This window comes from Bradyrhizobium symbiodeficiens, from assembly GCF_002266465.3.
Classification (GTDB): Bacteria; Pseudomonadota; Alphaproteobacteria; order Rhizobiales; family Xanthobacteraceae; genus Bradyrhizobium; species Bradyrhizobium symbiodeficiens.
In genome coordinates this window covers 5,969,370-5,992,414 of sequence record NZ_CP029427.2, presented here as the reverse complement: position 1 = coordinate 5,992,414, position 23,045 = coordinate 5,969,370, and the positions used below count along the sequence as shown (strand labels likewise).

The window sequence follows — 23,045 nt, the reverse complement described above, 5'->3', positions numbered from 1 at the left end:
AGCGCCGCGACATGTCTATTTATATAATAAGATCAATATGTTGATCATTTGACCCTGTCGCCGCGGGGGCAGCCGCGACCCCGTCATTTCTGCCTCCCCGGCAAGAATTGCCCTAAGCTGGCGGCGTGCGTGATTGCTTCACCGGAGTGCCGCCTATATTAAAGAGGTTACTCTCAGCCGCTTTCGACCGGGCAGTCGTGCCTTGCGGGAACCAAAGTTCCCGGGGATCGACGACGTCCCGCGAGAGGCATGAAATCGCGGATCGCCGCACGCCGCCGTCACAACCCTCAAAGGCCCATGCTCAACAGTCTGGATCTCGAAGGCCGTCCTGAGGACACCAGGGTCGTCGTCGCCATGTCGGGCGGGGTCGATTCCTCGACGACGGCTGCGCTTCTCAAGGCGGAAGGCTACGACGTCGTCGGCATCACGCTGCAGCTCTACGACCATGGCGCGGCGACCCACCGCAAGGGTGCCTGCTGCGCCGGCCAGGACATCCACGACGCCCGCGACGTCGCGGCAAAACTCGGCATTCCCCATTACGTGCTCGACTACGAGGATCGCTTCCGCGAATCCGTCATCGACAATTTCGCCGACAGCTACGCGCTCGGCGAGACGCCGGTGCCGTGCATCGAGTGCAACCGCAGCGTCAAGTTCCGCGACCTCCTGAAGACCGCGCGCGAGCTCGGCGCGCAGGCGCTCGCCACCGGCCATTACGTCGCCTCGCGCCGCCGCGACGACGGCTCGCGCGCGCTGGTCTGCGCGGCCGATGCCGACCGCGACCAGAGCTATTTCCTGTTTGCGACCACGCAGTCACAGCTCGACTTCCTGCGCTTCCCGCTCGGCGACATGACCAAGCCCGAGACGCGCGAGCTGGCGCGCCGCTTCGGCCTGTCGGTTGCCGACAAGCACGACAGCCAGGACATCTGCTTCGTGCCGACGGGGCGCTACACCGACATCATCACGCGCCTGCGTCCCAATGCGATGGACCCCGGCGACATCGTCGATCTCGACGGGCGCGTGCTCGGCCGCCACAACGGCATCGCCAATTTCACCGTCGGCCAGCGCCGCGGCCTCGGCATCGCGGCTCACGCGCCGCTGTTCGTGGTGCGGCTGGAGGCAGCCAACCGCCGCGTCGTCGTCGGCCCGCGCGATGCCCTGAAGATGCACCGCATCGCGCTTCGCGACGTCAACTGGATCGGCGGCGGCGACATCGACCGCGCCGTCGGCGCCGGCCTCGAATTGTTCGTGCGCGTGCGCTCGACGCGCGCGCCGCAGCCCGCCTGGCTGCGCGGCGCAGGCGGCCATTACGAGGTCGAGCTCGTCGGCGGCGAGGAGGGCGTCTCGCCGGGACAAGCCTGCGTGTTCTACGACGCGCCCAGCGGGCAGGCGCGCGTGCTCGGCGGCGGCTTTATTCAAAGCGCCGCGGCGAAGATCGCGAGCAATAGCGCGAGGCCGCTGGTGGAAGCGGTCCGCGGCTAAAAAAATTCAGGGCAGGGGGCATGGCAGCAGATATCTCGCGGGCCGGGGTCGCGAAGGCCTATGGCCGCTGGGCGCCGGTCTATGATCTCGTGTTCGGCAAGGTGTTCGACGCCGGACGGCAGTCGACCATCGCGGAAGCCGACCGCATCGGCGGCCGCATCCTCGACGTCGGCGTCGGCACCGGGCTTTCGCTGTCCGACTATTCGCGCACCACGAAGATCTGCGGTGTCGACATCTCCGAGCCGATGCTGCGCAAGGCGCAGGCGCGCGTGCGTGCGCTGCGGCTCTCCAATGTCGAAGTGCTCTCGGTGATGGACGCAAAGAATCTCGCCTTCCCCGAGAACTTCTTCGACGCGGTGGTGGCGCAATATGTCATCACCGCGGTGCCCGATCCCGAAGGCACGCTCGACGAGTTCGTGCGCGTGCTCAAGCCCGGCGGCGAGCTGATCCTGGTCAACCACATCGGCGCCGAGAGCGGTCCGCGCAAGCTGTTCGAGCTCGCCTTCGCCCCCATCGCCCGCCGCCTCGGCTGGCGCCCGGAATTCCCGTGGGCCCGCTTGGTGAATTGGGCGGCCAGGCACGGCGGCATCACGCTGGCCGAGCGGAGGCCGATGCCGCCGATGGGGCACTTTTCGCTGATCCGCTACCACAAATCGTGATCGTGTCGCGGGAACACGCGCCGTGATCGGCGCGTTTCCCTCCCATGCGCACCACATCGAACATCATTCTGGTCAGCCTCCTCATCGCCGCCTCAGGCAGCGCGATCGCGCAGGCTCCACCCGCCCCCGCGACGCCGCCGCAAGCGACCGCGCCGCCGTCCCGCAACATGCAACCAATTGCGCCCCGCAGGACCGCCCGAACCGCGGCCCCGACGGCACCACCACCGGCCAGTCCCGGGAACCGCTCGGCGACAGGCTGGCAAAATCCGACGGCGTGCTCTGCCCGCCCGCCGGCGTCGATCCCGAGATGCACGCCCCGGCACCCGAGTCTGGCGGCACCACCCCGGTGATCCCGCCTCCCGGTAGCCCCGGCGGCGACCCCAATGTGAGGCCGAAATAGGCACGATTCTCTCTGCCTCTCCCGGCACGCGGGGAGAGGCCGGAATCCGCGCCGAACGGGCTGTTTATCCACCCCCAAAGCGGCTTGTCGCGCCGAAGCTCGCGCGAAGGCGGATTGACTTCCCGCCGCCCCCTTCTTTATATGCCGCGCGTTCGCGAGATCGGCGTTTAGCCGCCGTTCGCGATCCCTGTGGCGGGGTAGCTCAGCTGGTTAGAGCACGGGAATCATAATCCTGGGGTCGGGGGTTCGAGTCCCTCTCCCGCTACCAACAATTTCCAACCACTCCCGATATCTGTCGCGCAAAGCTCGGACTAAGGCTTGGCCCCGAGCCGCGTTGGCGCGCCGCGTCTCTGCGCGCGCGCATTGGAACTCCCGCGCCCGATCGAAGCTTGACTCGGCGGGCCAGCATCGCCGCCGATCGCTGGCCTGCACGGCCCCGCCTCCAAAGCCCCCATGCCCCCCAGGGTGGGGCCGTGCTTCATCAGAGGAGACGAAAAATTGTCCGAGCCGACCGAGCAAGACATCAGAGAACGCGCGCACCGCTTGTGGGAGCAGGCCGGCAGGCCCGAAGGCCGTGACGATGAGTTTTGGAATGCCGCCGAGCAGGAGCTGCGCAACGAGGACAAGTCGAACACGCTGCGGACGCCGGATACGTTGTGACCGACGAGAATTGCCCCTTCTGCCAGGGTCTGGGATGGGTCTGCGAAAGCCATCCGCTCCGGGCCTGAGGCGAACAACTCGGCGCTGCCGCTGCGGTGAGGGCATGCCCTGGACCTGCAACACGACCGAAGATCCGGAAACGCGCGCGGTGATCGTCGAAGCCGACACGACGTGGCGCTGAGCTGCGTTGTCCCGCCTGAACCCGACCGCCTTCGCCTCACTCTCCCCGTCGCAATTGCCGAGGGAACGGACCCTCCCCGAAGGAATTCGATCTCAGAACAGCAAAGGCGCTGAAAACAATCCTTTCCCACGGCAGGGTCGGCGGTGGACGAGCAGAAGAAGATTGAGCACCAGATCGAACTCGCCACGCGAGCGGCCGCGCTCGTCAGGGACGAAACCACCGGCCAGCGCTTCCGAAGTTTTGCCGAGGAGATGAAGCGAAAGCTCGGTCGCCTGATGCGGCGTGGCCAGGTGCGCACGCGTGCCTACGAACTCTGGGAGCGTGCGGGCCGGCCAAGCCATCGCGAGCTTGAGTTCTGGCTCGAAGCGGAACGGCAGGTCGAGGCCGAGCGCGAGGAGCGGAAGGGCACGAGTGGCTCATAGTTGCGGCGCGCCCCGGTCGCAGCGCCCTCGTCGATGCGAAGCATCGGTCGGTGCGCGGCGCTGCTTGCGGCGTTGAAGTTCCAAACTGTGCTCTGGAATGAGGGAACCCCCTCCTCGCCTTCGTGTGCGCTTCCATCCAGACGAAATCGGTGACCGTGACTGACGCAGGCGCAGCGGCTTTCTGACGCACGTCCTGATGCGTGGTGCCGGCTCCGCCGTTCAAGCCGAGCACGGCAAATGCACCGCATGCTTGCGTGCGTCGAACACCGCACGCAACCTTCGCAGCGACGCAACGACATTTGCACAGTGTTCAGCGTGAGATGTCATGCACCCCGCGCAGTCGTTCCGTCGTTGCAGTCGATAACGCATCAAATGCAAGCGATTACCGCGCCTGCAATTCGCAATCTGCCTATGGGCTATCTCACACATCGAAAATTAGCGGCCTCACAATTTGCTGACGCGATGCCAATCGACTTCCGTTGCTTTGTCTAATTCAGGTTGTATGGTGGCCGCGAACATTTCGACCCGGTCGATGACGTGTGGGCGGTGGGTGCTGTCCGCATCGTTGGCGATCATGGTCAGAATAAGAATGTTCGCGCGTGCATGAAGTGAGGGACAGAGGACAATGACCGAAGGACAAGGACAATGTCGCTGCTCCAAATCAATCTCTTCGGCGGTGTCGAGGTAGTTTCTGCTTCCGGTGAGTCGGTACTGATCCCCAGCCGCAAGGCTGCAACTCTGCTGGGCTATGTCGCGCTCAGTTCCCCACGGGCCATTTCACGTGGCAAGCTCGCGACGCTGCTATGGGACGGCCACTTCAGCGATCGCGCACGCGCCAGCCTTCGACAAGCTCTGCTCACATTGCGGCGCGTGCTGCCGCAATATCCCGACGTGATCTCGGCCGATCGCGACGACATCCGGATCTGCCCGGCCGCCATCAGTACCGATGTCGGGGAATTCGAGCGCCTGCTCCGGGAAGGCGATCCCGAAAGGCTGGCCCGTGCGGCGATGCTTTATCGAGGCGACCTTCTCGACGGCCTCGGCTCGACCTCTTGCCAATTCGAGGCCTGGCTCTCTGCCGAGCGCCAGCGACTGAGAACACTGGCGATGCAGGCACTCGCAGGCCTGCTGGACGCCGACAAGCGCGAACACATGGATGTCGCGATCGCGCTCGCGCTGCGTATTCTCGCCATCGACCCGCTTCAGGAGAATGTCCATCGCATCTTGATGCGCTGTTATGCGCAGCAAGGCCGCCGTGCCGACGCGTTGCGTCAGTATGATCTTTGCCGCTCCGTGCTGTGGCGGGACGTTCGCGCAGTGCCGGAGCAGGAGACCGAACGACTGCAGAGCGAGCTTCGCCGCATGTTCTGCGCGTCGCCGAGATCTGTCTCGCTCAAATTGCCCCGCGCCAAAAACTTTGACGCAACTTTCACGCTCGACGTGACGCCTGCATCACGATCCCTGTCGTAGCTTCAGCCGCTCGCACCAGTGATCCCGACTCCTTCGGGAAGCAATTGTCGCTCGCGGGTCAGGCACTTCATCAGGAGATTTTGATCATGACTGGAACACAGCAGCAGTACGAGGATTACGGCCAACTGGACCCGCAGGGGATTTTCGGCTCCATCCTCGGCGGTGCGGCCGGACGCGTTATCGGTAATCTGCTCGGCGGCAAGAGGGGAAAGAACATCGGCGGTATCGTCGGAAACATCGGCGGAGGTTTCCTGCCGTTTTCCGCCGGTCCGGACATGGCGCAAGGTTCGGCGCAAGGCTCCGTGCAGGTCTCCGACATGGAGCTGCAGAGCTTCTGGAGCGTGCTGAAGAAGATCGGCCAGGGCGTGCAGACCGGCGTGAACATCGGTCACCAGCTCGGTGTGTTCAGCGCCGGCCAGCCGGGCCTGCAGCCGGCCGCAGCCGCGCCGCCGACCGACATGGAGCTGCAGAGCTTCTGGAGCGTGCTGAAGAAGATCGGGCAGGGCGTGCAGACCGGCGTGAACATCGGTCACCAGCTCGGCGTGTTCAGCGCCGGCCAGCCGGGCCTGCAGCCGGCCGCGGCCGCGCCGCCGACCGACATGGAGCTGCAGAGCTTCTGGAGCGTGCTGAAGAAGATCGGCCAGGGCGTGCAGACCGGCGTGAACATCGGTCACCAGCTCGGCGTGTTCAGCGCCGACCAGCCGGGCCTGCAGCCGGCCGCGGCCGCGCCGCCGACCGACATGGAGCTGCAGAGCTTCTGGAGCGTGCTGAAGAAGATCGGCCAGGGCGTGCAGACCGGCGTGAACATCGGTCATCAGCTCGGCGTGTTCAGCGCCGACCAGCCGGGCCTGCAGCCGGCCGCGGCCGCGCCGCCGACCGACATGGAGCTGCAGAGCTTCTGGAGCGTGCTGAAGAAGATCGGTCGGGGCGCCCAGACCGGCCTCGATATCGGCCACCAGCTCGGCGTGTTCAGCGCCGGCCAGCCCGGCCTGCAGCCGGCCGCGGCCGCACCGCCGACCGACATGGAGCTGCAGAGCTTCTGGAGCGTGCTGAAGAAGATCGGCCAGGGCGCCCAGACCGGCCTCGATATCGGCCGCCAGCTCGGCGTGTTCAGCGCAGGCCAGCCGGGCCTGCAGCCGGCCGCGGCCGCGCCGCCGACCGACATGGAGCTGCAGAGCTTCTGGAGCGTGCTGAAGAAGCTCGGCCAGGGCGCCCAGACCGGCCTCGATATCGGCCGCCAGCTCGGCGTCTTCAACGCCGGCCAGCCCGGTGGCACGATGCACTAGACCCGACACGCAGCGGGCGGGCGCAAGCCCGCCCCTGCACACAGAATGAAGGGAAACCCGATGGCGGATTCGAACACATCGCAGCAATTCATCGTGCAGGGAGACCCGGTCCGGTCCGGTCAGCTCAACGAACACCTGCGGCGTGAACCCGGCGTGACGCGAATAGCGCAGGTCGCTCCCGACGTCGTCGTCCTTTCGATGACGAAGACACAGGCCGATCGCCTGAAATCGACGTTTGCCACGCTCGTGGTCGAACCGGATTCAGCGCTGAAGCCATTCGATGCCGACTGATTTCGGTCGGCAAACATTGGACACGCAAAACATCAAGGAGGCTGGAATGGCCACGAGAGGCAAACCAGGAACGTCCGGGCCGGCTGAGAGCAATGCGACCGAACCGGCGGCAAACGGCAACGGCGCGCATCCCGCACTCGAGGCCGGCCAGTCGCCGGCACCAGGGCAGGGGCCCGTCACGATCGCATCGCGCCGATCGCAATTCATGATCGCGCCGCAGCAGCAGCCCGGGCTTGCGACCTTCAGCGTCGACTTCCTGACCCAGCAGCTCACCAACAGCCCCGACATCGAAGTGGTGAAGACGGTCTCTCCGCCGCGCCTGTTCGGATTTCAGAGCGCGGAACTCGGACAGGTGCCGCTCAGTCCGCTGGTTCTCGCCAAGATGACTCCCGACAAGGCCAAGCTGCTGCAGACCCAGGCCCAGGGGCGTTGCGCGGTGGAGCGTGACGAGCGGCTGGCCTACATGCTCGACCCCTCCACGCCGCAGCTTCCCAATCCGGGCGTGCTGACGCCGCTGGCCGACGGCTTCACCACGACGATCGAAGTGCTGGGCCAGGACGGCCCGCTGCCCGAAGCCGAGGTCTATGTGTTCGGCAGCATGTGGCCGGCTCAGGGCATCACCGACGCCAGCGGCCGTGCCACGGTGACCCTGCAGGGCGAAACGCCGGAGACGATCCGCTCGATCCTCGTCAAACCCAAGATCGACTACTGGACCTTCTGGCTCGATCGTCCGCAGCTCGTTCCCAACAGCGTCAACCGGATCGCCGTGAGGGCGCTCGGCGCGGTCTTGCGCAACTTCCCCGGCCAGCAATTGACGGGTTGGGGCGAGCGCGCGATGGGGCTCGATCGCCTGCCGCCGTCCTTCAATGGCGCCGGCATCAAGATCGCGATCATCGATTCCGGCCTGGCGCCGACCCATCGCAATTTGCACGGCATCACGGTGGGCACCAGCATCGTCGGCAACGACAAGGCGGCGTGGACCGTCGACACGATCGGCCATGGCTCGCATTGCGCCGGGATCATCGCCGGCGGTCCGGTCGGCCCCGGTGGCGGAATCCGCGGCTTCGCGCCGTCGGCGGAAATCCATGTCTGTCGCATCTTCCCCGGCGGCAGGTTCAGCGATCTCGTCTCTGCGCTCGATTACTGCATGGAGCACGGCATCGACGTCGCCAATATGAGCCTGGGTGGCGGCGACCCCTCGCAGATCATCGAGGAACGCATCATCCGCGCCAAGCAGATGGGCATGGCCTGCATCATCGCGGCCGGCAATTCCTCGGGGCCGGTGCAGTTTCCCGCGTCGACGCCGCATTGCCTCGCGGTCGCTGCGCTCGGCAAATGGGGCGAGTTCCCCGACGACAGCTATCATTCGCAGCAGGCGCTCGACGGCTTCCAGAGCCGCGACGGGTATTTCCCGGCGAAGTTCTCCTGCTTCGGACCGGAGGTCGACGTCTGCGCACCCGGTGTCGGCATCGTCTCGTCGCTTCCAGCCGACGGTTTCGGTGCATGGGACGGCACCTCGATGGCGACGCCGCATGTCACGGGCCTCGCCGCGCTCGTGCTGGCGCATCATCCGGACTTCACCAAGGGCAACTTCCAGAATCGCGATGCACGCCGTGTCGAGCGGCTGTTCCAGATCCTGAAGGAAACCGCAACGCCGCTGCAATTCGGTGACCCCAACCGGACCGGGGCGGGACTGCCGAACGCGATGCGGGCGCTCGGCCTCGAAACCGGCGTCGCCCCGGTTGCGTCCGCGACCGATCCTGCGCTGGCGACGTTGCGTCGTCTGCTCGGATTGCCGCCGGCCGAAGCACCGAGCATGGTTCCGGCGAGCGCCCCGGCACCGCAGTCGGCCGCTTCAATGCACGCCGGTGCCGGGTCAGTGGCGCGCGGTCCGGCACAAACGGCAGGCGCGATGACGCTGCAGTCCGTCGATCCCACGCAAAGCGGTTCGAGCTACGTCGCCCGCGGTCCCGCACAAACGGCGAGCGCGGCATTCGTTCCCACCATGATGGATCCTGATCCGGCTCAGATCCGGCAGATCATGCACAAGGTCGGATTGCTGTAACGCGCGCCTTGGCGACTTGCGAAAAGGGGCACAGCGGCAGTCGTCGCTGTGCCCCGATCGTTTGACGCGCCGTGGCAATCACTGCGGCAGTCGTAGGATGGGTTGAGCCCTCGCGAAACCCATCATGCCTCCGCTCGCAGAGGTCGTCATGCCCGGGCTTGTCCCGGGCATCCACGTTCTCCGTGCGCTATGGCAAGACGTGGATGGCCGGGACAAGCCCGGCCATGACGATGTGGGTGCTGTGTGCCCCCTACCGATACCTTATATGCGATAGCCCCGCCCCACTCGCTCGTCATCGGCTGCGGCCTGATGGCCCTGATGTTCTACAGCAGCCGGCGCGGCCACGACGAATCCGCCGATCCGTTCCGGAAGAAGGAGCGAGATAGTTCGTAGATGGGTAGAGCACTTGCGAAACCCCATCGTGTGCCGGCGTCAAACACGCCTTGATGGGTTTCGCTTCGCTCTGCCCGTCCTATGGGCTGAGCAATTCAGGCGGCTCCGCAGCGGGCCAGACCTCGACCAATTCATCCAGCGTGCAGGGCACCGCCGGCACCAATGCCAGCGGCACCATCCATACCAATCAGGGCAACAGCTACGGCAACAACGCCGCCGGTGGAGCGAGCCCGGGCCACGATCGGATGGGGCAGCCCGCGACGAACGATACGACGTCGGGGAAGGCGGGGCAGGGGAGCAAGTAGAAGGCAGTGTGTAGGATGGGTAGAGCGAAGCGAAACCCATCATGCCTCGGTGTCGAAAATGTCAGGGTGGATTTCGCTTCGCTCTACCCATTCTACGAGCTCAGTGGCAATCGAGAAAAAAGCCGCCGGGTTCTTCACCCTGGCGGCCTCGAAAAGTCCCTAAGCTGTTGATCGCTTCCGCAGCCTCGTGCGTACCGCCGTTACCTTGTTTGCGGCCATGCACGGTATGTGTAGGCGGAGGCACGTGATTCTGCTGTGACCTGGAGCACACAGTGGAAAAGATGATGGCGGAGGCTTGGGAAGGTGCCGCGCGAGCGCTCGGTGCAGCAGGATGGGCAGAGCACTTTTGAAAAACCATCATGCCTCGGTGTCGCAACATCTTGATGGGTTCGCTTTCGCTCTACCCATCCTCCGAGCTTCGAGGTCGCGCGCGACGCAGATATTCCGGCACGCTGCTCGGCCACGGTCATCTTGCCATGAGAGGTGGGCGCGGAGGGCGTGTAGCGAGCTCTCGTAGGGTGGGCAAAGCGAAGCGTGCCCACGATCTGCGTGTGACTGGCAAGAATTCGTGGGCACGTCGCGCAAGAGCGCGCCTTTGCCCTACGGTACCTACGGCATCTTGCTGTGTCGCCCTCTGTCAATCCACGCGCGCGAAAATATTCCACTTTACCGAAATTCGGTTTCGGCGTATGTGTCGTTCATCCCGGCTCACCCAAGAGGGGCGACGTGAAGTCGTCATGTTCGCGAGCCGGGGTTGCGGTGGACGCGGCAGCGTCGGCATGAGAGGTGCGGGCAGGGCGGGTAGTCCCTGTGAGTCCGTAACCGCGTGCGGACGACGGCGCTGCTAGGCTTCGTCTCGTCTGTAAGTTTCCGGCTCTGTCGACGGAGTCCGGGAATACTGCGGCGACATGGCGGGCCGTGCGTACGGCAAAACCGTGTGGTCCTGGCCGTCGTTGCCACGGTCAAGCTCTTGCGAAGGTGCGAGCGAGCCCAACCGGGCAGACTGCATCATTTAAATTCGCGGGGCGAGGGAGGCCAAAAGGAATGGTCGGCTCCCGGGAGATCACGGCATAAGCCGTCCGACCACTGCGCAGGGAAGGCCGAGTGATCGGCGACACCTGTATGCTGCTGTGCGGTCTTTTTTGCGCGTGCCTTTCGCGCAGCGGACCGCGGGTGCCAGCCGGCACCCGGCCTTCCCTGTGCCCTCTTGGATTTAGAGGGTGAAGATGAAGCAAAGCTCGGGCGCAACGCGCCGCGAGAACGAGAAGCCGTGTCTGCAAGCCGAGCTGCGTGCCACAAGCTCGATCTCGTAGGGTGGGCAAAAGCGAAAGCGTGCCCACGTCTTTGTTGCTTATGGAAGGAGATCGTGGGCACGGCGCTGTGCGCCTTTGCCCACCCTACGGCACCGCGTCGCATATCGGCAGATTCTGCCGGGACGGATTTGCCGGCGTGACGGAGCTGCGATCTGCAATTCGCGATAAGTCCTTGATGAACATGAATCCGCGAGCTGGCATGCGCGTTGCACGCAGTAGCTGCGTTCGCAAATGAGCAGTGGAGTTCGCATATGAGTGTCGGCAGCTTGAACAGCATCGGCGGTGGCAGCGCGGCGGGTTCGCCATTCTCCGCCGGTCCATCCGAATCGGCCGGCGGCTCGCAGAACGACGTTTCGGCCTTCTCCTCCATGCTGCAGAACGACAAGCCCTACGATGTGATCAAGATCGACCTGCCGAACGGCATGTCAGTCGGCGTCTTCCACGTCGGCGGTGGCGGCTTCGATAGCCAGACCCTGAAATCCATCGAGGATTTCGTGCGCGGGCTTGCGGACAAGGAGACGTCGGGCCAGCAGGCGCCGAGGGTCGATCAGGCCGGCCATGACGGCACGCCCGCCGCGGTTGGACTCGACAAGATCCATGTCGATCTTCCCAACGGGATCTCGTTCGAGATCCTGCATTCCCCAGGCAAGACGTCGACCGACAGCGCCGCGATCATGAAGCAGCTCACCGATGCCGCCGAAGAGCTCGCCGAAACGCTCGGGCATTATTCGCCGGCATCGAGCGCGGCGTCTGCCTACGCCGCGCAGCAGGCCGCCGCGTCCGGCCGGAAGGGTCTGCTCGACGCCCGCGGCTGATGCGCGCAAACGGCCTGACGATGTCATGCCGGCGCTCGCCGCGCTCCCTCGGCCCCCCTCAGCTCCGATACCACGCCGCCAGATTCCACGTGATGGTGTCCCAGCCCGACATGTCGACCACGAGGTTGTTGACGCCGGCGTTGACGATGGGGCGCGAGAGCAGCGGCAGGAACACGTGGGCCTCGCAGAAGATCTCGTCGACCTTCATCAGCAGCGCGGCGCGCTTGACCGGGTCGAGCTCGTTCTGCGCGGCCTTGTAGGCCTTGTCGGCTTCGGGGTCCGAATAGCGCGAGTTGTTGCGGCCGAGCCATTTGTTGTCCTTGGTCGCGATCTCCCAGGACACGCACTGGTTCAGCAAGCGCTCCGGATCGGGCTGCGGCTGCGTCGTGTTGTACATCTCCATGTCGGCATAGAATTTCGAGTAGGTGTCGGGATTGCCGACGTCGGAGGAGAAGAACACCGAGGCGGTGACCGCCTTGATCTCGATCTCGATGCCGGCCTTCTGGCAGGCCTGCTTGATGATGGCCTGCGTCTTCTGGCGCGGGGCGTTGGTCGAGGTCTGGAACACGTATTTGAGCTTCTTGCCGTCCTTCTCGCGGATGCCGTCCGCGCCCCTGGTCCAGCCGGCCTCGTCGAGGATCTTGTTGGCCTTGTCGATGTCGAATTCGTATTTGAGCTTGGGCGACTTGAACTGCTTCGGCGCGTTGACGAAGCTCGCGGTGGCAATGCCGCCGCGGCCGTAGATGAATTTCTGAATCGAATCGCGGTCGATCAGGAGGTTGATCGCCCGGCGCACGGCGGGATCGGACAGCGTCGGATGCCTGGACTTGACGCTGGAGCGCTCGCCGTCGATCTCGGTCCACGGGTCCGTCGTGTTGAGGATGATGAACTCGACGTTGCCCGACGGCGTGATGTCGAGCTTGCCTTTGCCGCTCGCCTCCATGCGCTTGAGGACCTCCTCCTCCACCTGCATGTTCCAGGCAAAGTCGTATTCGCCGGTCTGCAGCACGGCGCGCGCCGCGGACACCGCATCGCCGCCGCCCTTGACCTCGAGCGTGTCGAAATGCGGCTGGTTCTTGACGTGGTAATCGGGGTTGCGTTCGGCCCGGATCATGTCGCCCGGCTTGAACTCGACGAACTTGTACGGGCCGGTGCCGACCGGCTTCAGATTGCCCGGGGCTTCGCGCGACTTGGCGCCGACATAGTCGCCGAAATGATGTTTCGGCAGGATCTGGCCGACTTGCCCGCCAACGAACGGGTCGGCCCAGAACGGCGTCGGCGCCTTGAAGATCACCTTGACCGTATGGTCGTCGATCTTGTCGACCTTGATGTCCTTGTAGGAGCCGGTGGTGAAGGCCGCAGTTGCGAGATCCGCGGCGTACTGCCAGGTGAAGACGACGTCGTCGGCGGTGAAGGGCTTGCCGTCGTGCCAGTTCACGCCACGCTTCAGCTTCCAGACCACGCTCATGCCGTCCGGCGCAAGCCCGCCGTTCTGCTTGGTCGGCACCTCGGCGGCGAGACAGGGGATCAGATTGCCCTCCTTGTCCCAGCTGGCGAGCGGCTCGAAGAAGATGCGCGAGGCGATCTGGTCCTTGGTGCCGAGCGCGAAATGCGGATTGAGCAGGGTCGGGGCCTGCCACAGCAGGATCTTCAGCGGGCCGCCGCCGCCGGCCTTGGTGGGCTTGTAGTCGAGCGTGGCATCGGCCATTGCCACATCGTGCCAGACCAGGATCTGGCTCGCGAGGGGCGCCGCGATTCCGAACGCGGCCACCTTCCGGATGAACGAGCGCCGCGACAGCGTGCCTTGCTTGACCTCCGCGACCAGGCCCCGGATCTCGTTCTCGTCCATCAGCTAACCCTCCACCTCGAAGACATCGGTCGCCGGCATCATGTGGCATCATGCGGGAGGCGGCAATGCCGGCGTGACCGCAAGGCCATGCGACGAAATGACGATGGGGAGAGCTGTTGCAGGCCAGGAGCCGGATCGCCGCCCGAGAGACCCGGGCGGCGACCCAGTGCGAACTTGGGTGAACTTGGGGAAGTTCAAAGGTCGCGCCGGAACGCTAACCCGGTCGCTGCGGGCGCATCAAGTTTCGTGATGTTGCGGCGCCCGGAGATTCATTGCAGCCGCCACGACATCGCCACACATGAACCCTCGGAGAGCCGGCATCACCCGTGCGTGGCCGCCGTCGTGAATTCGTTTCGCGTATGCTGCCGGAAGGAGAAAGCGCACCCGCCACCGGCACTCAATATGGATTTCCATTTCATTGATTTCGGCCCGCGGAGAAGCGAATACGGTTCCAATCATTGCCGCAGACTCACGGAGACCAAGATGTCGTTTCGCCTTCCCCTGATCCTCGCAACCGTGCTCGCCGCCTGGTCGGCAGCAGCCTTCGCCGAGACCATCAAGATTGGCGTGACGCCGGGACCGCATGCGCAGATCCTCGAGGCGGTGAAGCCGATCGCCGCGATCCTGCGCGACGACCCCAAGAGCCCCTATGTCAACCTGATCGCCGTGCGCGCCGCCTACCACTCGCCGGAGGTCAAGGAGTTCGTCCTCGCCAAGTTAAAGGGCGCGGTGCTGCCGAGCTGGTAGGCAATCTGCCCAGCAGCAGCGCAGCAACGCTCCCGGCGGACGACGTTGCGTACGAGCCTTGCGCATTGTCCGCTTGTCTGGGGCAGCAGTAACCGACATCATCGGCAGTCTGGTCATCCCGGTCCGACAGGGGTCGCATGAAACGCTTTGCAAATCTGAAACGCCTGGGATTTTTCACGCGGCTTTTGGACGAGGCCCCGCCCGCCGAGCGCTATCGCTTCGCGGCCGAGCAGATCGTGCACGCCGAAAAGGCCGGGCTCGATTCCGCGTGGATCGCCCAGCATCATTTCCACGAGCGCGAAGGCGGCCTGCCGTCGCCCTTCACCTTTCTCGGCTATGTCGCAGCCCAAACCTCGCGCATCCGCCTCGGCACCGGCATCGTCACGCTGCCGCTGGAGAACGCGGTGCGGGTGGCGGAGGACGCAGCCGTGCTCGATCTCCTCTGCAACGGGCGCTTCGAGCTCGGCGTCGGCACCGGCGGCAATCCCTCGGCCTTTGCCGCCTTCGGCCTGGACAGCGCCCAGCGCAACGATATCTTTGCGCGCAATCTGGAGGTCGTCCGCACCGCCCTGGTCGGCAAGCCGCTCGAAGGCGGCGATACGATCTATCCGCAACGGCCGCAATTGGACAAGCGGATCTGGCAGGCGACGTTCTCGGTCGCGGGCGGCGCGCGTGCGGGCAAGGCCGGCGATGGCCTGCTGTTGTCGCGCACCCAGCCGCGGACCAAGGAAGCGCCGAAGGCGACGCTGGCCGAGATCCAGAATCCGGTGATCGATGCCTATCTGGAAGCGCTGCCCAAGGGGGCCGAACCCCGCATCATGGCTTCGCGCAGTGTCTTCGTCGCCGACGATCATCGCGAGGCGTTGCGACTTGCCGATATCGGTCTGCGCCGCGCGCTGCCGCAGTTCATGAAGGGCGGTCACCTTCCGCCGGGCGAGACGCTCGAGGAGATGATCCAGGCGTTCGACACCCATGTCGGCGATGCCGACCACGTCATCACCTCGCTGCGGGCCGATGCGACGCTGGAGCGGGTGACGGATCTCGTCTTCCAGGTGCATTCGGTCGATGCCCCGCATCCCCATGTCCTGCGTTCGATCGATCTGGTCGCGGAGAAGGTCGCGCCGGCGCTGGGCTGGATCCGCACCGCGCCCGATGTGGCGCTGGCGGGCTGATCGGACATGAAGAGCATCGCGTTGCACGAGGCTGAATGATGAGTACGCAGGATATCATCGACACACTCGCCGGGATTGAGCCGGGCTCGGCTCTGGACGCCGTCCGCGCCCGCCGCCTGCAGGCGCGTGAGAACGCGCAGAAGAGCTATCTCTCCCTGTTCGAGCCGATCGACGCCGGCGATGTCTCGCTGCTCGAACGCGCCGCGGTGGCCGCCTTCGTGACCGGACTGCATGGCGAGTCCCCGGTTGCCACCTTCTATCGCGAGAAGCTCGCGGCGAGCGCGGGCGGCGCGGCTCTGCTTGGAGCGATCGACGCCGAGATCGCGCGCGGCAAGACCTCGGGTCCCTATGGCTCGTATCCCGCGGGCCCGTTATCGGTCGAGAACACTGCCGGCCTGATCTATCGCGTGAGCGCCGCGAGCAAGCCGGCGCTTGGTGCGAGGCTCGCAGCTGCGCTCGAACATGCGCATCTGCTGGTGTTCCGTCCTCGCGATGCGGCCGCCGCCGACATGAAGGCCCTGCTCGACGCCGGCTGGTCGGCTACCGGCATCGTCACGTTCTCGCAGCTCGTCGCGTTCCTGTCGTTCCAGGTGCGTGTCGTCAGCGGCTTGCGCACGCTCGCCGCCGTGAACGCATAAAAGGAGGCTGCATCATGAGCGCCACCGTCAATCCACCCGTCGCTTTTACCCAGGACGAGCTCGGCTGGGTCTCCTGGATCGATCCGCTCCCCGAGGCGGAACTGACCGAGCGGCATTACGCGGGCCTGGTCGATCGCTCCCGCGCCAAGTCGGAATATTTCCGCCTGCTTGTGCGCGATCCCGAAGTGCTGGAAGCCCGTACCAAGACCGACAAGGACATCTTCTATAACGTCGTCGACGGCCTGCCGCGCGCCGAGCGCGAACTCGCGGCGGCCGCGACCTCGCGCTACAACGGCTGCATCTATTGCGCCTCGGTGCATGCGCGCTTCGCCAGCACCTATTCCAAGCGCCGCGACGACGTGCAACGCCTGCTCGATGAAGGGGTCAAGGCCGATCTCGGCGAGCGCTGGAATGCCGTGGTCAAGGCCTCGGTCGCATTGGCCTCGACCCCGATCGCGTTCGGCCCTGCCAATATTGCGGAACTGCGCCGCGCCGGTCTCGACGACGCCGAGATCGTCGACGTCATCAACGGCGCCTCGTTCTTCAATTGGGCGAACCGGCTGATGCTGTCGCTCGGCGAGCCCTCGAAATAGGCAATCTCACCGGCACGAGAATTGCTGTCTTATTGAACTGGCGTTTCAACACCTGAGTGGATGGAGCCGTGCATGAGCAACATCGATCGTCGTACCCTGATGAAGGGCTCGCTTGCCGCCATGATGGCGGGAGCGGCCTTCTCACGCGGCGCCTTCGCTGATACCTCCGAGCCGATCCTGCTCGGCGTCAGCGGTCCCCTCACGGGACCCAACGCGCAATATGGCACGCAGTGGAAGCAGGGCTTCGATCTCGCGCTCGACGAGATCATGGCGGCCGGCGGCATCAACGGCCGCAAGCTCGCCTATCAGTTCGAGGACAGCCAGAGCGATCCGCGCCAGTCGGTGGCGATCGCCCAGAAGTTTGTCTCCGATCCCCGAATCGTCATGGAGCTCGGCGACTTCTCCAGCCCCGCTTCGATGGCGGCCTCCCCGATCTATCAGCGCGGCGGCCTCGTGCAGTTCGGCTTCACCAATTCGCACCCCGACTTCACCAAGGGCGGCGACTTCATGTGGAGCACCTCGGTCAGCCAGGCCGACGAGCAGCCGCTGCTGGCCGCCTATGCCGTCAAGCGCCTCGGCCTCAAGAAGCTCGCGGTCCTGCACCTCAACACCGATTGGGGCCGCACCAGCCGCGATTATTTCACCAACGCGGCCAAGGAATACGGCGCCGAGATCGTGGTGACCGAGGGCTACATCGCGGAGGAGCGCGATTTCCGCTCGACGCTGGTGCGCGTGCGCGACGCCAATCCAGACGGGCTGATCCTGATCTCCTATTATTCCGACGGCGCACTGATCGCCCGTCAGGCGCGGCAAGTCGGCCTGAAGCAGGTCATCTGCGCTGCGAGCTCGGTCTACTCGCCGAAATTCATCGAGCTCGGCGGCGAGGCGGTCGAGGACGTTCACGTCGGCACGCGCTACTTCCCCGAGGATACGCGGCCCGAGGTGCAGAAGTTCATCGCGGGCTTCAAGAAGAAATATAACGGGCAGGAGCCTGATGCCTTCAACGCTTATTCCTATGACGCGATGAACATGGCCGCCGCCGTCGTCAAGATCGGCGGCACCGACCGCAAGGCGATCCGCGATGCCTTCACGAAAGTGAAGGACGTCTCCAGCGTCATCTTCGGCTCGGCGACGTTCGACGTCGCGAGCCGCCGCGTCAAGGGCGCCATGAACGCCGAACTCGTCGTGCGCAAGGGCCAGTTCGCGCTCTGGGACGGCAAGCCGACCTGACCTGATGGGCGGTGCATTTCGCCCCGGCCCGTTCTCCCTTCAGTAGGAACGCTGCGTGTCTTCCTGGCTCGATTACACGATCAACGGCCTGATCGTCGGCAATGTCTACGCCCTCGTTGCAGTCGGGCTCGCGCTGATCTTCGGCGTCAGCCGGCTGATCAACTTCGCGCAGGGGTCGATCTATCTGGTCGGCGCCTATATCGGCTGGGTCGCGGTGGTGCAGCTGCATACGCCACTGCCGCTCACCATCATCGTGGTGGCGGTGGCGGCCGCCATCGTCGGGCTGATCATCGAGCGGTTCGGCCTGCGTCCGCTGCAGAACTCGGTCCGCATCGCGCCGCTGCTCGCCACGATTGGCATTAGCTTCGTGCTCGATCAGCTGGTGATGCTGACCTTCTCGCCCAATCCGCGCGCGCTGCCGAGCCAGTTGCCGGATGTCCGCTTCCAGGTCGGCGGCGGCACCATCGGGCCTCTTGACTTGCTCATAGCTGGCGTCGGTCTCACCAGCGCGATTCTGCTGTTCGTGTTCCTGCGCTACTCCAAGCTCGGCTGGGCGGTGCGCGCCACCGCGCAGGACCGCGACGCCGCGATGCAGATGGGCGTCGACGTCAATCGCGTCAATCAGGCCGTGTTCGGCATCGCCGCCGCGCTCGGCGGCGTCTCCGGCTTGCTGGTCGGCATGTACTACAACCAGATCGACACCGCGATGAGCCTGCAGGCGACGCTCAAGGGCGTCGTTGCGGAAGTGGTCGGCGGTGCCGGCAACGTGCCGGGTGCCGTGATCGGCAGCCTGCTGCTGGGATTGGTGGAGAGCTACGGCGTCGCCGTGTTCGGCACCAGCTATCGCAATCTGTTCGCCTTCCTGCTGCTCGTCGTCGTGCTCGTGCTGCGGCCGAACGGCCTGTTCGCGAGCGCGCGGCAGGCGCCGCCGGAGCCACTCACCGGCACCTTCATCGCGCCGAGCCGTCCGGTCCGCATTCCGCGATGGGTGCTACTGGCTGCGGCCGCTATCTTTGCGATCCTGCCGTTCTTCCCGGTGTCGTTCTACGTGCTGCAGACCCTGATCAATGCCTGGCTGCTCGGCATGCTCGCGCTCAGCCTGACGCTGGTGGCGGGCACGATCGGCCAGGTCTCGCTCGGTCACGCCGCACTGCTCGCCATCGGCGCCTATACCTCCGCGCTGCTATCGTTGACTCTCAACGTTCCGGTCGGCCTCGCCATCATCTGCGGCGGCCTGATGAGCGCTGCGCTCGGCACGTTGCTGATCTCGCCGTCGTTCCGGCTGCGCGGGCATTACGTGTCGATCGCAACGCTTGCCATCGGCGAGATCGTGTCGCTGGTGATCCTGAACTGGGAGAGCGTCACGCGCGGCCCGATCGGCATTTCCGGCATCCCGCCGCTGTCGCTGTTCGGCTACGAGCTGATCAGCCCGACCTCGATCTACTGGTTCAGCTTCACGGTGATGGTCGTGCTGGCGCTGCTGCAGGGCCGGTTGCTCGGCTCGCATCTCGGCCGCAGCTTCCGCGCCATCCGCGACGACGACATCGCCGCGCGTGCCTATGGCCTCAGCCTGAACCGCTACAAGTCGCTCGCCTTCATCTTCGGCGGGTTTGCCGCCGGCGTCAGCGGCGGCATAGCCGCGCATCTCTATTCCTACATCAACCACGAGACCTTCAACACGCAGCAATCGATCCTGGCGCTGACCGTCGTCATCCTCGGCGGGCTCGGCAACGTCGTCGGCGCGATGTTGGGCGCGGTGGCGCTGGTCGGCCTGCCCGAAGTGTTCCGGATCGCGGCGGAGTACCGCATCCTGATCTACGGCATCGTGCTCCTGCTGCTGGTGCGGTTCAGACCGCAGGGCCTGTTGGGGACCATGTGATGGCGCAGCTCAATTCCATGCTGTCCCTGCGCGGGCTGACGCGGCGCTTCGGCGGCCTCACCGCGGTCGACGCCATCGACCTCGATCTCGCCAAGGGCGAGCTCGTCAGCATCATCGGCCCCAATGGCGCCGGCAAGACGACGCTGTTCAATCTCGTCACCGGGCTGGACCGGCCCGACGCTGGCGAGGTTCGCTTCGAAGGCCAGGACATCACGGGTCTGTCGCCGGAACGGCTCGCGGCCGGAGGCATCGCGCGCACGTTCCAGCTCGGGCGCGTCTTCGGCAATCTCAGCGTCATGGACAACGTCCTCATCGGCGCGCATACGCGGCTGCGCGCAGTGAAGCCGGCGGTGCCGGTGATCGGCCCGCTGCTTGAACTGGGATTGGCGCTGCTGCGTCCCGCTAGTGTCAAGGCCGAGGAGGAGCGGCTGCGCGAGGAGGTGAAGGTCATCCTCGCCCGCTTCGGCGAACGGCTGCTGCCGCGGATCGACCAGCCGGCCTACAGCCTGTCCTACGCCAACCGTCGCCGCGTCGAGATCGCGCGCGCACTGGCGTTGAAGCCGCGCCTGCTGCTGCTGGACGAGCCGACCGCCGGCATGAACCCGACGGAGACGACGGAGATGCAGGGCCTCGTTGCCGAATTGAAGGCGGAAGGCCTCACCATCCTCCTGATCGAGCACAAGCTGGAGATGGTGATGCGCCTGTCCGATCGCGTCATCGTCATGGACGAAGGCAAGAAGATCGCGGAAGGGCCGGGCGAAGCGGTGCGAGGCGATCCCAAGGTGATCGAGGCCTATCTCGGCCATGGGCTGTCAGGGGCGTCGGAGCAGGAGAGCGCGGCATGACGGCGAGCACACCAGAACCGCTGCTGGCGCTGTCGGAGGTCAACACCTTCTACGGCCAGGCCCAGGTGCATTTCGACCTGTCGATCACGGTCGCGCGCGGTCACATCGTCTGCCTGCTCGGCGGCAATGCCAGCGGCAAGTCGACGACGATGAAGATCATTCTGGGTCTGGTGAAACCGCGATCGGGCGATGTCACGTTCGACGGCGCCTCGCTCATCGGATTGACCACGCCGCAGATCGTCCGCCGCGGCATCGCCTCCGTGCCGGAGGCGCGGCGGCTGTTCGCGGACATGAGTGTGCGCGAGAACATCCTGATGGGCGCCTTCGTGCGCAACGACCGCGAGGCGATCATGCAGGATCTCGACAGGATGCTGACGCTGTTCCCGAAGCTTGGCCAGCGGCTGTCGCAGCGCGCGGGCTCGTTGTCGGGCGGCGAGCAGCAGATGGTCGCGATGGCGCGGGCGCTGATGAGCCGTCCCAGGATGATCGTGATGGACGAGCCGACCATGGGCCTGTCGCCGCTCTATGTCGACCGCGTGCTCGAGCTGATCCGCACCATCAACCAGGAGGGCGTCTCCGTGTTCATGGTCGAGCAGAACGCCAGCCTCGCTCTGGAGATCGCGCATGAAGCCTATGTGCTGCAGACCGGCAAGATCGTGCTGTCAGGCTCGGCACGCACGTTGAAGGATGATCCTCGAATCCGCGACGCGTATCTCGGCGGCGCCGAGGCCGCGTAACGTTCACGCCGAGGCCGTGCTCGCGACCGGCTCCGCCGGCAGATCATCGCCATTGGGATCGCCGGGCGCGGTGGCCCAGGCCAGCTCGACCAGCGTCACGATCCGGCGTCCGCCGCCGTCGAGTTGGACCACGATCAGGCCCTGCTCCTCCATGTAGCCGAGCAGCCGCTGCGCGCGGCGCAGCGAATGCGAGCCGTAGGCGCGCGCGATCGCGGCATCGCCGGGGCAGGGCCAGCCTTCCTTGGCCGCGCGCGCGATCATCATGAACACGCCCTGCATGTCGTCTGGCAAAATGGATGCGCGCAGCGACACGTCCTGCCAGGCGTCGTCCTCGGCATGTTCCGCGCCGAGCCCCGCGCGTGCGCGCGTCAGCATGCGGCGGAATTCGGTGAGGTCAGGGACGGCCGAGCCCAGTCCCTCGATGCGGCAGCGGACCACGAACTCCTGATAGAGCACGCCGACGGCGCGAAAGCCGGCGTCGGGTGCGGCGAGCACGGCACGAAGGGTGCGATCGACGCGTTCGCGCCGCTCGGCGAGCTCCTCGGCGCTAACCGGCACCTCGTCGACTTCCGGCTGGATCACCGGCGCGGCGGCCTTCGCGGCGCGGAGCTGCTCGAGCAGATCCGGCGCCGGCCGTCGTTGCGGCCGGCTGGCATCGGGCGGCGGCGCGGCCAGAATCATGGCGCGCATATCTTCCGTGGCCGCTTCAGGCAGCGGCATCAGCCGCGGCGTGGAGTTGCGTGGGGAAGTATCGGTCGGGCCGATGTGCAAACGCAGCGGGCGGCGCGACAGCGCAGGTCCCAGCGCCATGAACTGGCCGCGCTCGAGGTCGCGGAAGGATTCGGCCTGCCGCCGCTCCATGCCGAGCAGATCGGCGGCGCGCGCCATGTCGATGTCGAGGAAGGTGCGGCCCATCAGGAAGTTGGAGGCTTCCGCCGCGACGTTCTTGGCGAGCTTCGCCAGCCGCTGAGTGGCGATGATGCCGGCAAGGCCGCGCTTGCGGCCGCGGCACATCAGGTTGGTCATGGCACTGAGCGACAGCTTGCGCGCTTCGTCCGAGACCTCGCCGGCAACCGCGGGGGCAAACAATTGCGCCTCGTCGACGACCACGAGCATCGGATACCAATGGTCGCGATCGACCTCGAACATCCCGCCGAGAAACGCGGCGGCGCGACGCATCTGGTTTTCGGCGTCGAGGCCTTCGAGATTGAGCACGGTGGAGACGCGATGCAGCCGCGCGCGCTCGCCGGCGACCTGAAGGCCGCGCTCGGTGTGATCCTCGGCCTCGATCACCAGATGGCCGAAACGCTCGGCCAGCGTGACGAAATCGCCTTCGGGGTCAATGATCGCCTGCTGCACCCAGGGTGCGCTCTGCTCCAGGAGCCGCCGCAGCAGATGCGACTTGCCGGAGCCCGAATTGCCCTGCACGAGGAGGCGGGTCGCCAGGAGTTCCTCGAGGTCCATGGCGGCCGGGGCGCCCGCCGTGGTCTGCCCCATCTCGATCGCAACCGTCATGCCCGACTCAAGTCCCCGTCATTCGCGAACAGGGGCTTATCAATCCCGTCGCGGCGCGTCGAGCGGCACGGCGTTGGTGGGGCCGCGTTGCCCACGGCGGC

The 23,045-nt window shown here is 65.7% G+C and carries 19 protein-coding genes, 1 tRNA gene and 2 pseudogenes; 20 read left to right on the top strand and 2 right to left on the bottom strand.

Translation table 11 applies throughout. The features are described from left to right. The first annotated feature begins 297 nt into the window (after nt 1–297). From mnmA to CIT39_RS28145, 12 genes and pseudogenes are all read left to right on the top strand, one after another. On the top strand, nt 298–1,479 hold the full coding sequence (mnmA, locus tag CIT39_RS28200; protein ID WP_094976983.1) for a tRNA 2-thiouridine(34) synthase MnmA: 1,182 nt from the start codon (nt 298–300) through the stop codon (nt 1,477–1,479). A 20-nt stretch (nt 1,480–1,499) separates the two neighbouring features. After that, on the top strand, nt 1,500–2,138 hold the full coding sequence (locus tag CIT39_RS28195; protein WP_094976984.1) for a class I SAM-dependent methyltransferase: 639 nt from the start codon (nt 1,500–1,502) through the stop codon (nt 2,136–2,138). A 44-nt stretch (nt 2,139–2,182) separates the two neighbouring features. Then, nucleotides 2,183–2,538, top strand: a pseudogene (locus tag CIT39_RS28190) (hypothetical protein). 191 nt (nt 2,539–2,729) lie between these two features. Further along, nucleotides 2,730–2,806, top strand: a tRNA-Met gene (locus CIT39_RS28185). Between the two features lie 230 nt (nt 2,807–3,036). Continuing rightward, nucleotides 3,037–3,198 (top strand): DUF2934 domain-containing protein, encoded by a 162-nt coding sequence (locus CIT39_RS28180; RefSeq protein WP_094977094.1) that lies wholly within the window; start codon nt 3,037–3,039, stop codon nt 3,196–3,198. A gap of 324 nt (nt 3,199–3,522) precedes the next feature. Continuing rightward, a complete protein-coding gene (locus tag CIT39_RS28175) occupies nt 3,523–3,801 on the top strand; it encodes a DUF2934 domain-containing protein (protein ID WP_094976986.1) in 279 nt (92 codons plus the stop codon). Nucleotides 3,802–4,446: 645 nt separating this feature from the next. Continuing rightward, complete coding sequence (locus CIT39_RS28170; protein ID WP_094976987.1) at nt 4,447–5,271, top strand: AfsR/SARP family transcriptional regulator; 825 nt, start codon at nt 4,447–4,449, stop codon at nt 5,269–5,271. 86 nt (nt 5,272–5,357) lie between these two features. Continuing rightward, nucleotides 5,358–6,557: a hypothetical protein gene (locus tag CIT39_RS28165; RefSeq protein WP_109853919.1), complete on the top strand. Its 1,200-nt coding sequence runs from the start codon at nt 5,358–5,360 to the stop codon at nt 6,555–6,557. Between the two features lie 60 nt (nt 6,558–6,617). Then, a complete protein-coding gene (locus CIT39_RS28160; protein ID WP_094976989.1) occupies nt 6,618–6,848 on the top strand; it encodes a hypothetical protein in 231 nt (76 codons plus the stop codon). 46 nt (nt 6,849–6,894) lie between these two features. Then, a complete protein-coding gene (locus tag CIT39_RS28155; protein WP_162308727.1) occupies nt 6,895–8,913 on the top strand; it encodes a S8 family serine peptidase in 2,019 nt (672 codons plus the stop codon). Between the two features lie 446 nt (nt 8,914–9,359). Beyond that, nucleotides 9,360–9,611 carry a hypothetical protein gene (locus CIT39_RS28150; RefSeq protein WP_094976991.1) on the top strand — a complete coding sequence of 84 codons (252 nt, stop codon included), beginning with the start codon at nt 9,360–9,362 and terminating at the stop codon, nt 9,609–9,611. Nucleotides 9,612–11,175: 1,564 nt separating this feature from the next. After that, entirely contained in the window at nt 11,176–11,739 is a 564-nt protein-coding gene (locus CIT39_RS28145; protein ID WP_094977095.1) for a hypothetical protein, read from the top strand. A gap of 58 nt (nt 11,740–11,797) precedes the next feature. Here the strand turns inward: CIT39_RS28145 and CIT39_RS28140 are convergent, their stop codons facing one another. After that, nucleotides 11,798–13,588, bottom strand: coding sequence for a peptide ABC transporter substrate-binding protein (locus tag CIT39_RS28140; protein WP_094977096.1), 1,791 nt, complete (start codon nt 13,586–13,588; stop codon nt 11,798–11,800). A gap of 402 nt (nt 13,589–13,990) precedes the next feature. On the opposite strand from CIT39_RS28140, the pseudogene CIT39_RS33245 reads away from it, so the two are divergent. The 8 genes and pseudogenes from CIT39_RS33245 to CIT39_RS28100 form a co-directional block, all read left to right on the top strand. Next, a pseudogene (locus CIT39_RS33245) lies at nt 13,991–14,209 on the top strand (MetQ/NlpA family ABC transporter substrate-binding protein); the annotation flags it as partial. A 263-nt stretch (nt 14,210–14,472) separates the two neighbouring features. After that, a complete protein-coding gene (locus CIT39_RS28130; RefSeq protein ID WP_094977097.1) occupies nt 14,473–15,507 on the top strand; it encodes a putative FMN-dependent luciferase-like monooxygenase in 1,035 nt (344 codons plus the stop codon). Between the two features lie 35 nt (nt 15,508–15,542). Next, nucleotides 15,543–16,145 carry a CMD domain protein gene (locus CIT39_RS28125; RefSeq protein ID WP_094977098.1) on the top strand — a complete coding sequence of 201 codons (603 nt, stop codon included), beginning with the start codon at nt 15,543–15,545 and terminating at the stop codon, nt 16,143–16,145. A gap of 14 nt (nt 16,146–16,159) precedes the next feature. Continuing rightward, complete coding sequence (locus CIT39_RS28120) at nt 16,160–16,738, top strand: alkylhydroperoxidase domain protein (protein WP_094977099.1); 579 nt, start codon at nt 16,160–16,162, stop codon at nt 16,736–16,738. A gap of 72 nt (nt 16,739–16,810) precedes the next feature. Continuing rightward, nucleotides 16,811–17,968: an ABC transporter substrate-binding protein gene (locus CIT39_RS28115; protein WP_094977826.1), complete on the top strand. Its 1,158-nt coding sequence runs from the start codon at nt 16,811–16,813 to the stop codon at nt 17,966–17,968. A gap of 55 nt (nt 17,969–18,023) precedes the next feature. Further along, entirely contained in the window at nt 18,024–19,847 is a 1,824-nt protein-coding gene (locus CIT39_RS28110; RefSeq protein ID WP_094977100.1) for an ABC transporter permease, read from the top strand. After that, entirely contained in the window at nt 19,847–20,692 is an 846-nt protein-coding gene (locus CIT39_RS28105; RefSeq protein ID WP_162308725.1) for an ABC transporter ATP-binding protein, read from the top strand. Before CIT39_RS28110 ends, CIT39_RS28105 begins: the two co-directional genes overlap by 1 nt. Next, nucleotides 20,689–21,429, top strand: a complete 741-nt coding sequence (locus CIT39_RS28100) for an ABC transporter ATP-binding protein (RefSeq protein WP_094977102.1) — start codon at nt 20,689–20,691, stop codon at nt 21,427–21,429. Before CIT39_RS28105 ends, CIT39_RS28100 begins: the two co-directional genes overlap by 4 nt. Before the next feature lie 3 nt (nt 21,430–21,432). On the opposite strand, the gene CIT39_RS28095 is transcribed toward CIT39_RS28100, so the two are convergent. Beyond that, nucleotides 21,433–22,944 carry a helicase HerA domain-containing protein gene (locus CIT39_RS28095; RefSeq protein ID WP_094977103.1) on the bottom strand — a complete coding sequence of 504 codons (1,512 nt, stop codon included), beginning with the start codon at nt 22,942–22,944 and terminating at the stop codon, nt 21,433–21,435. Nucleotides 22,945–23,045: the final 101 nt, after the last annotated feature.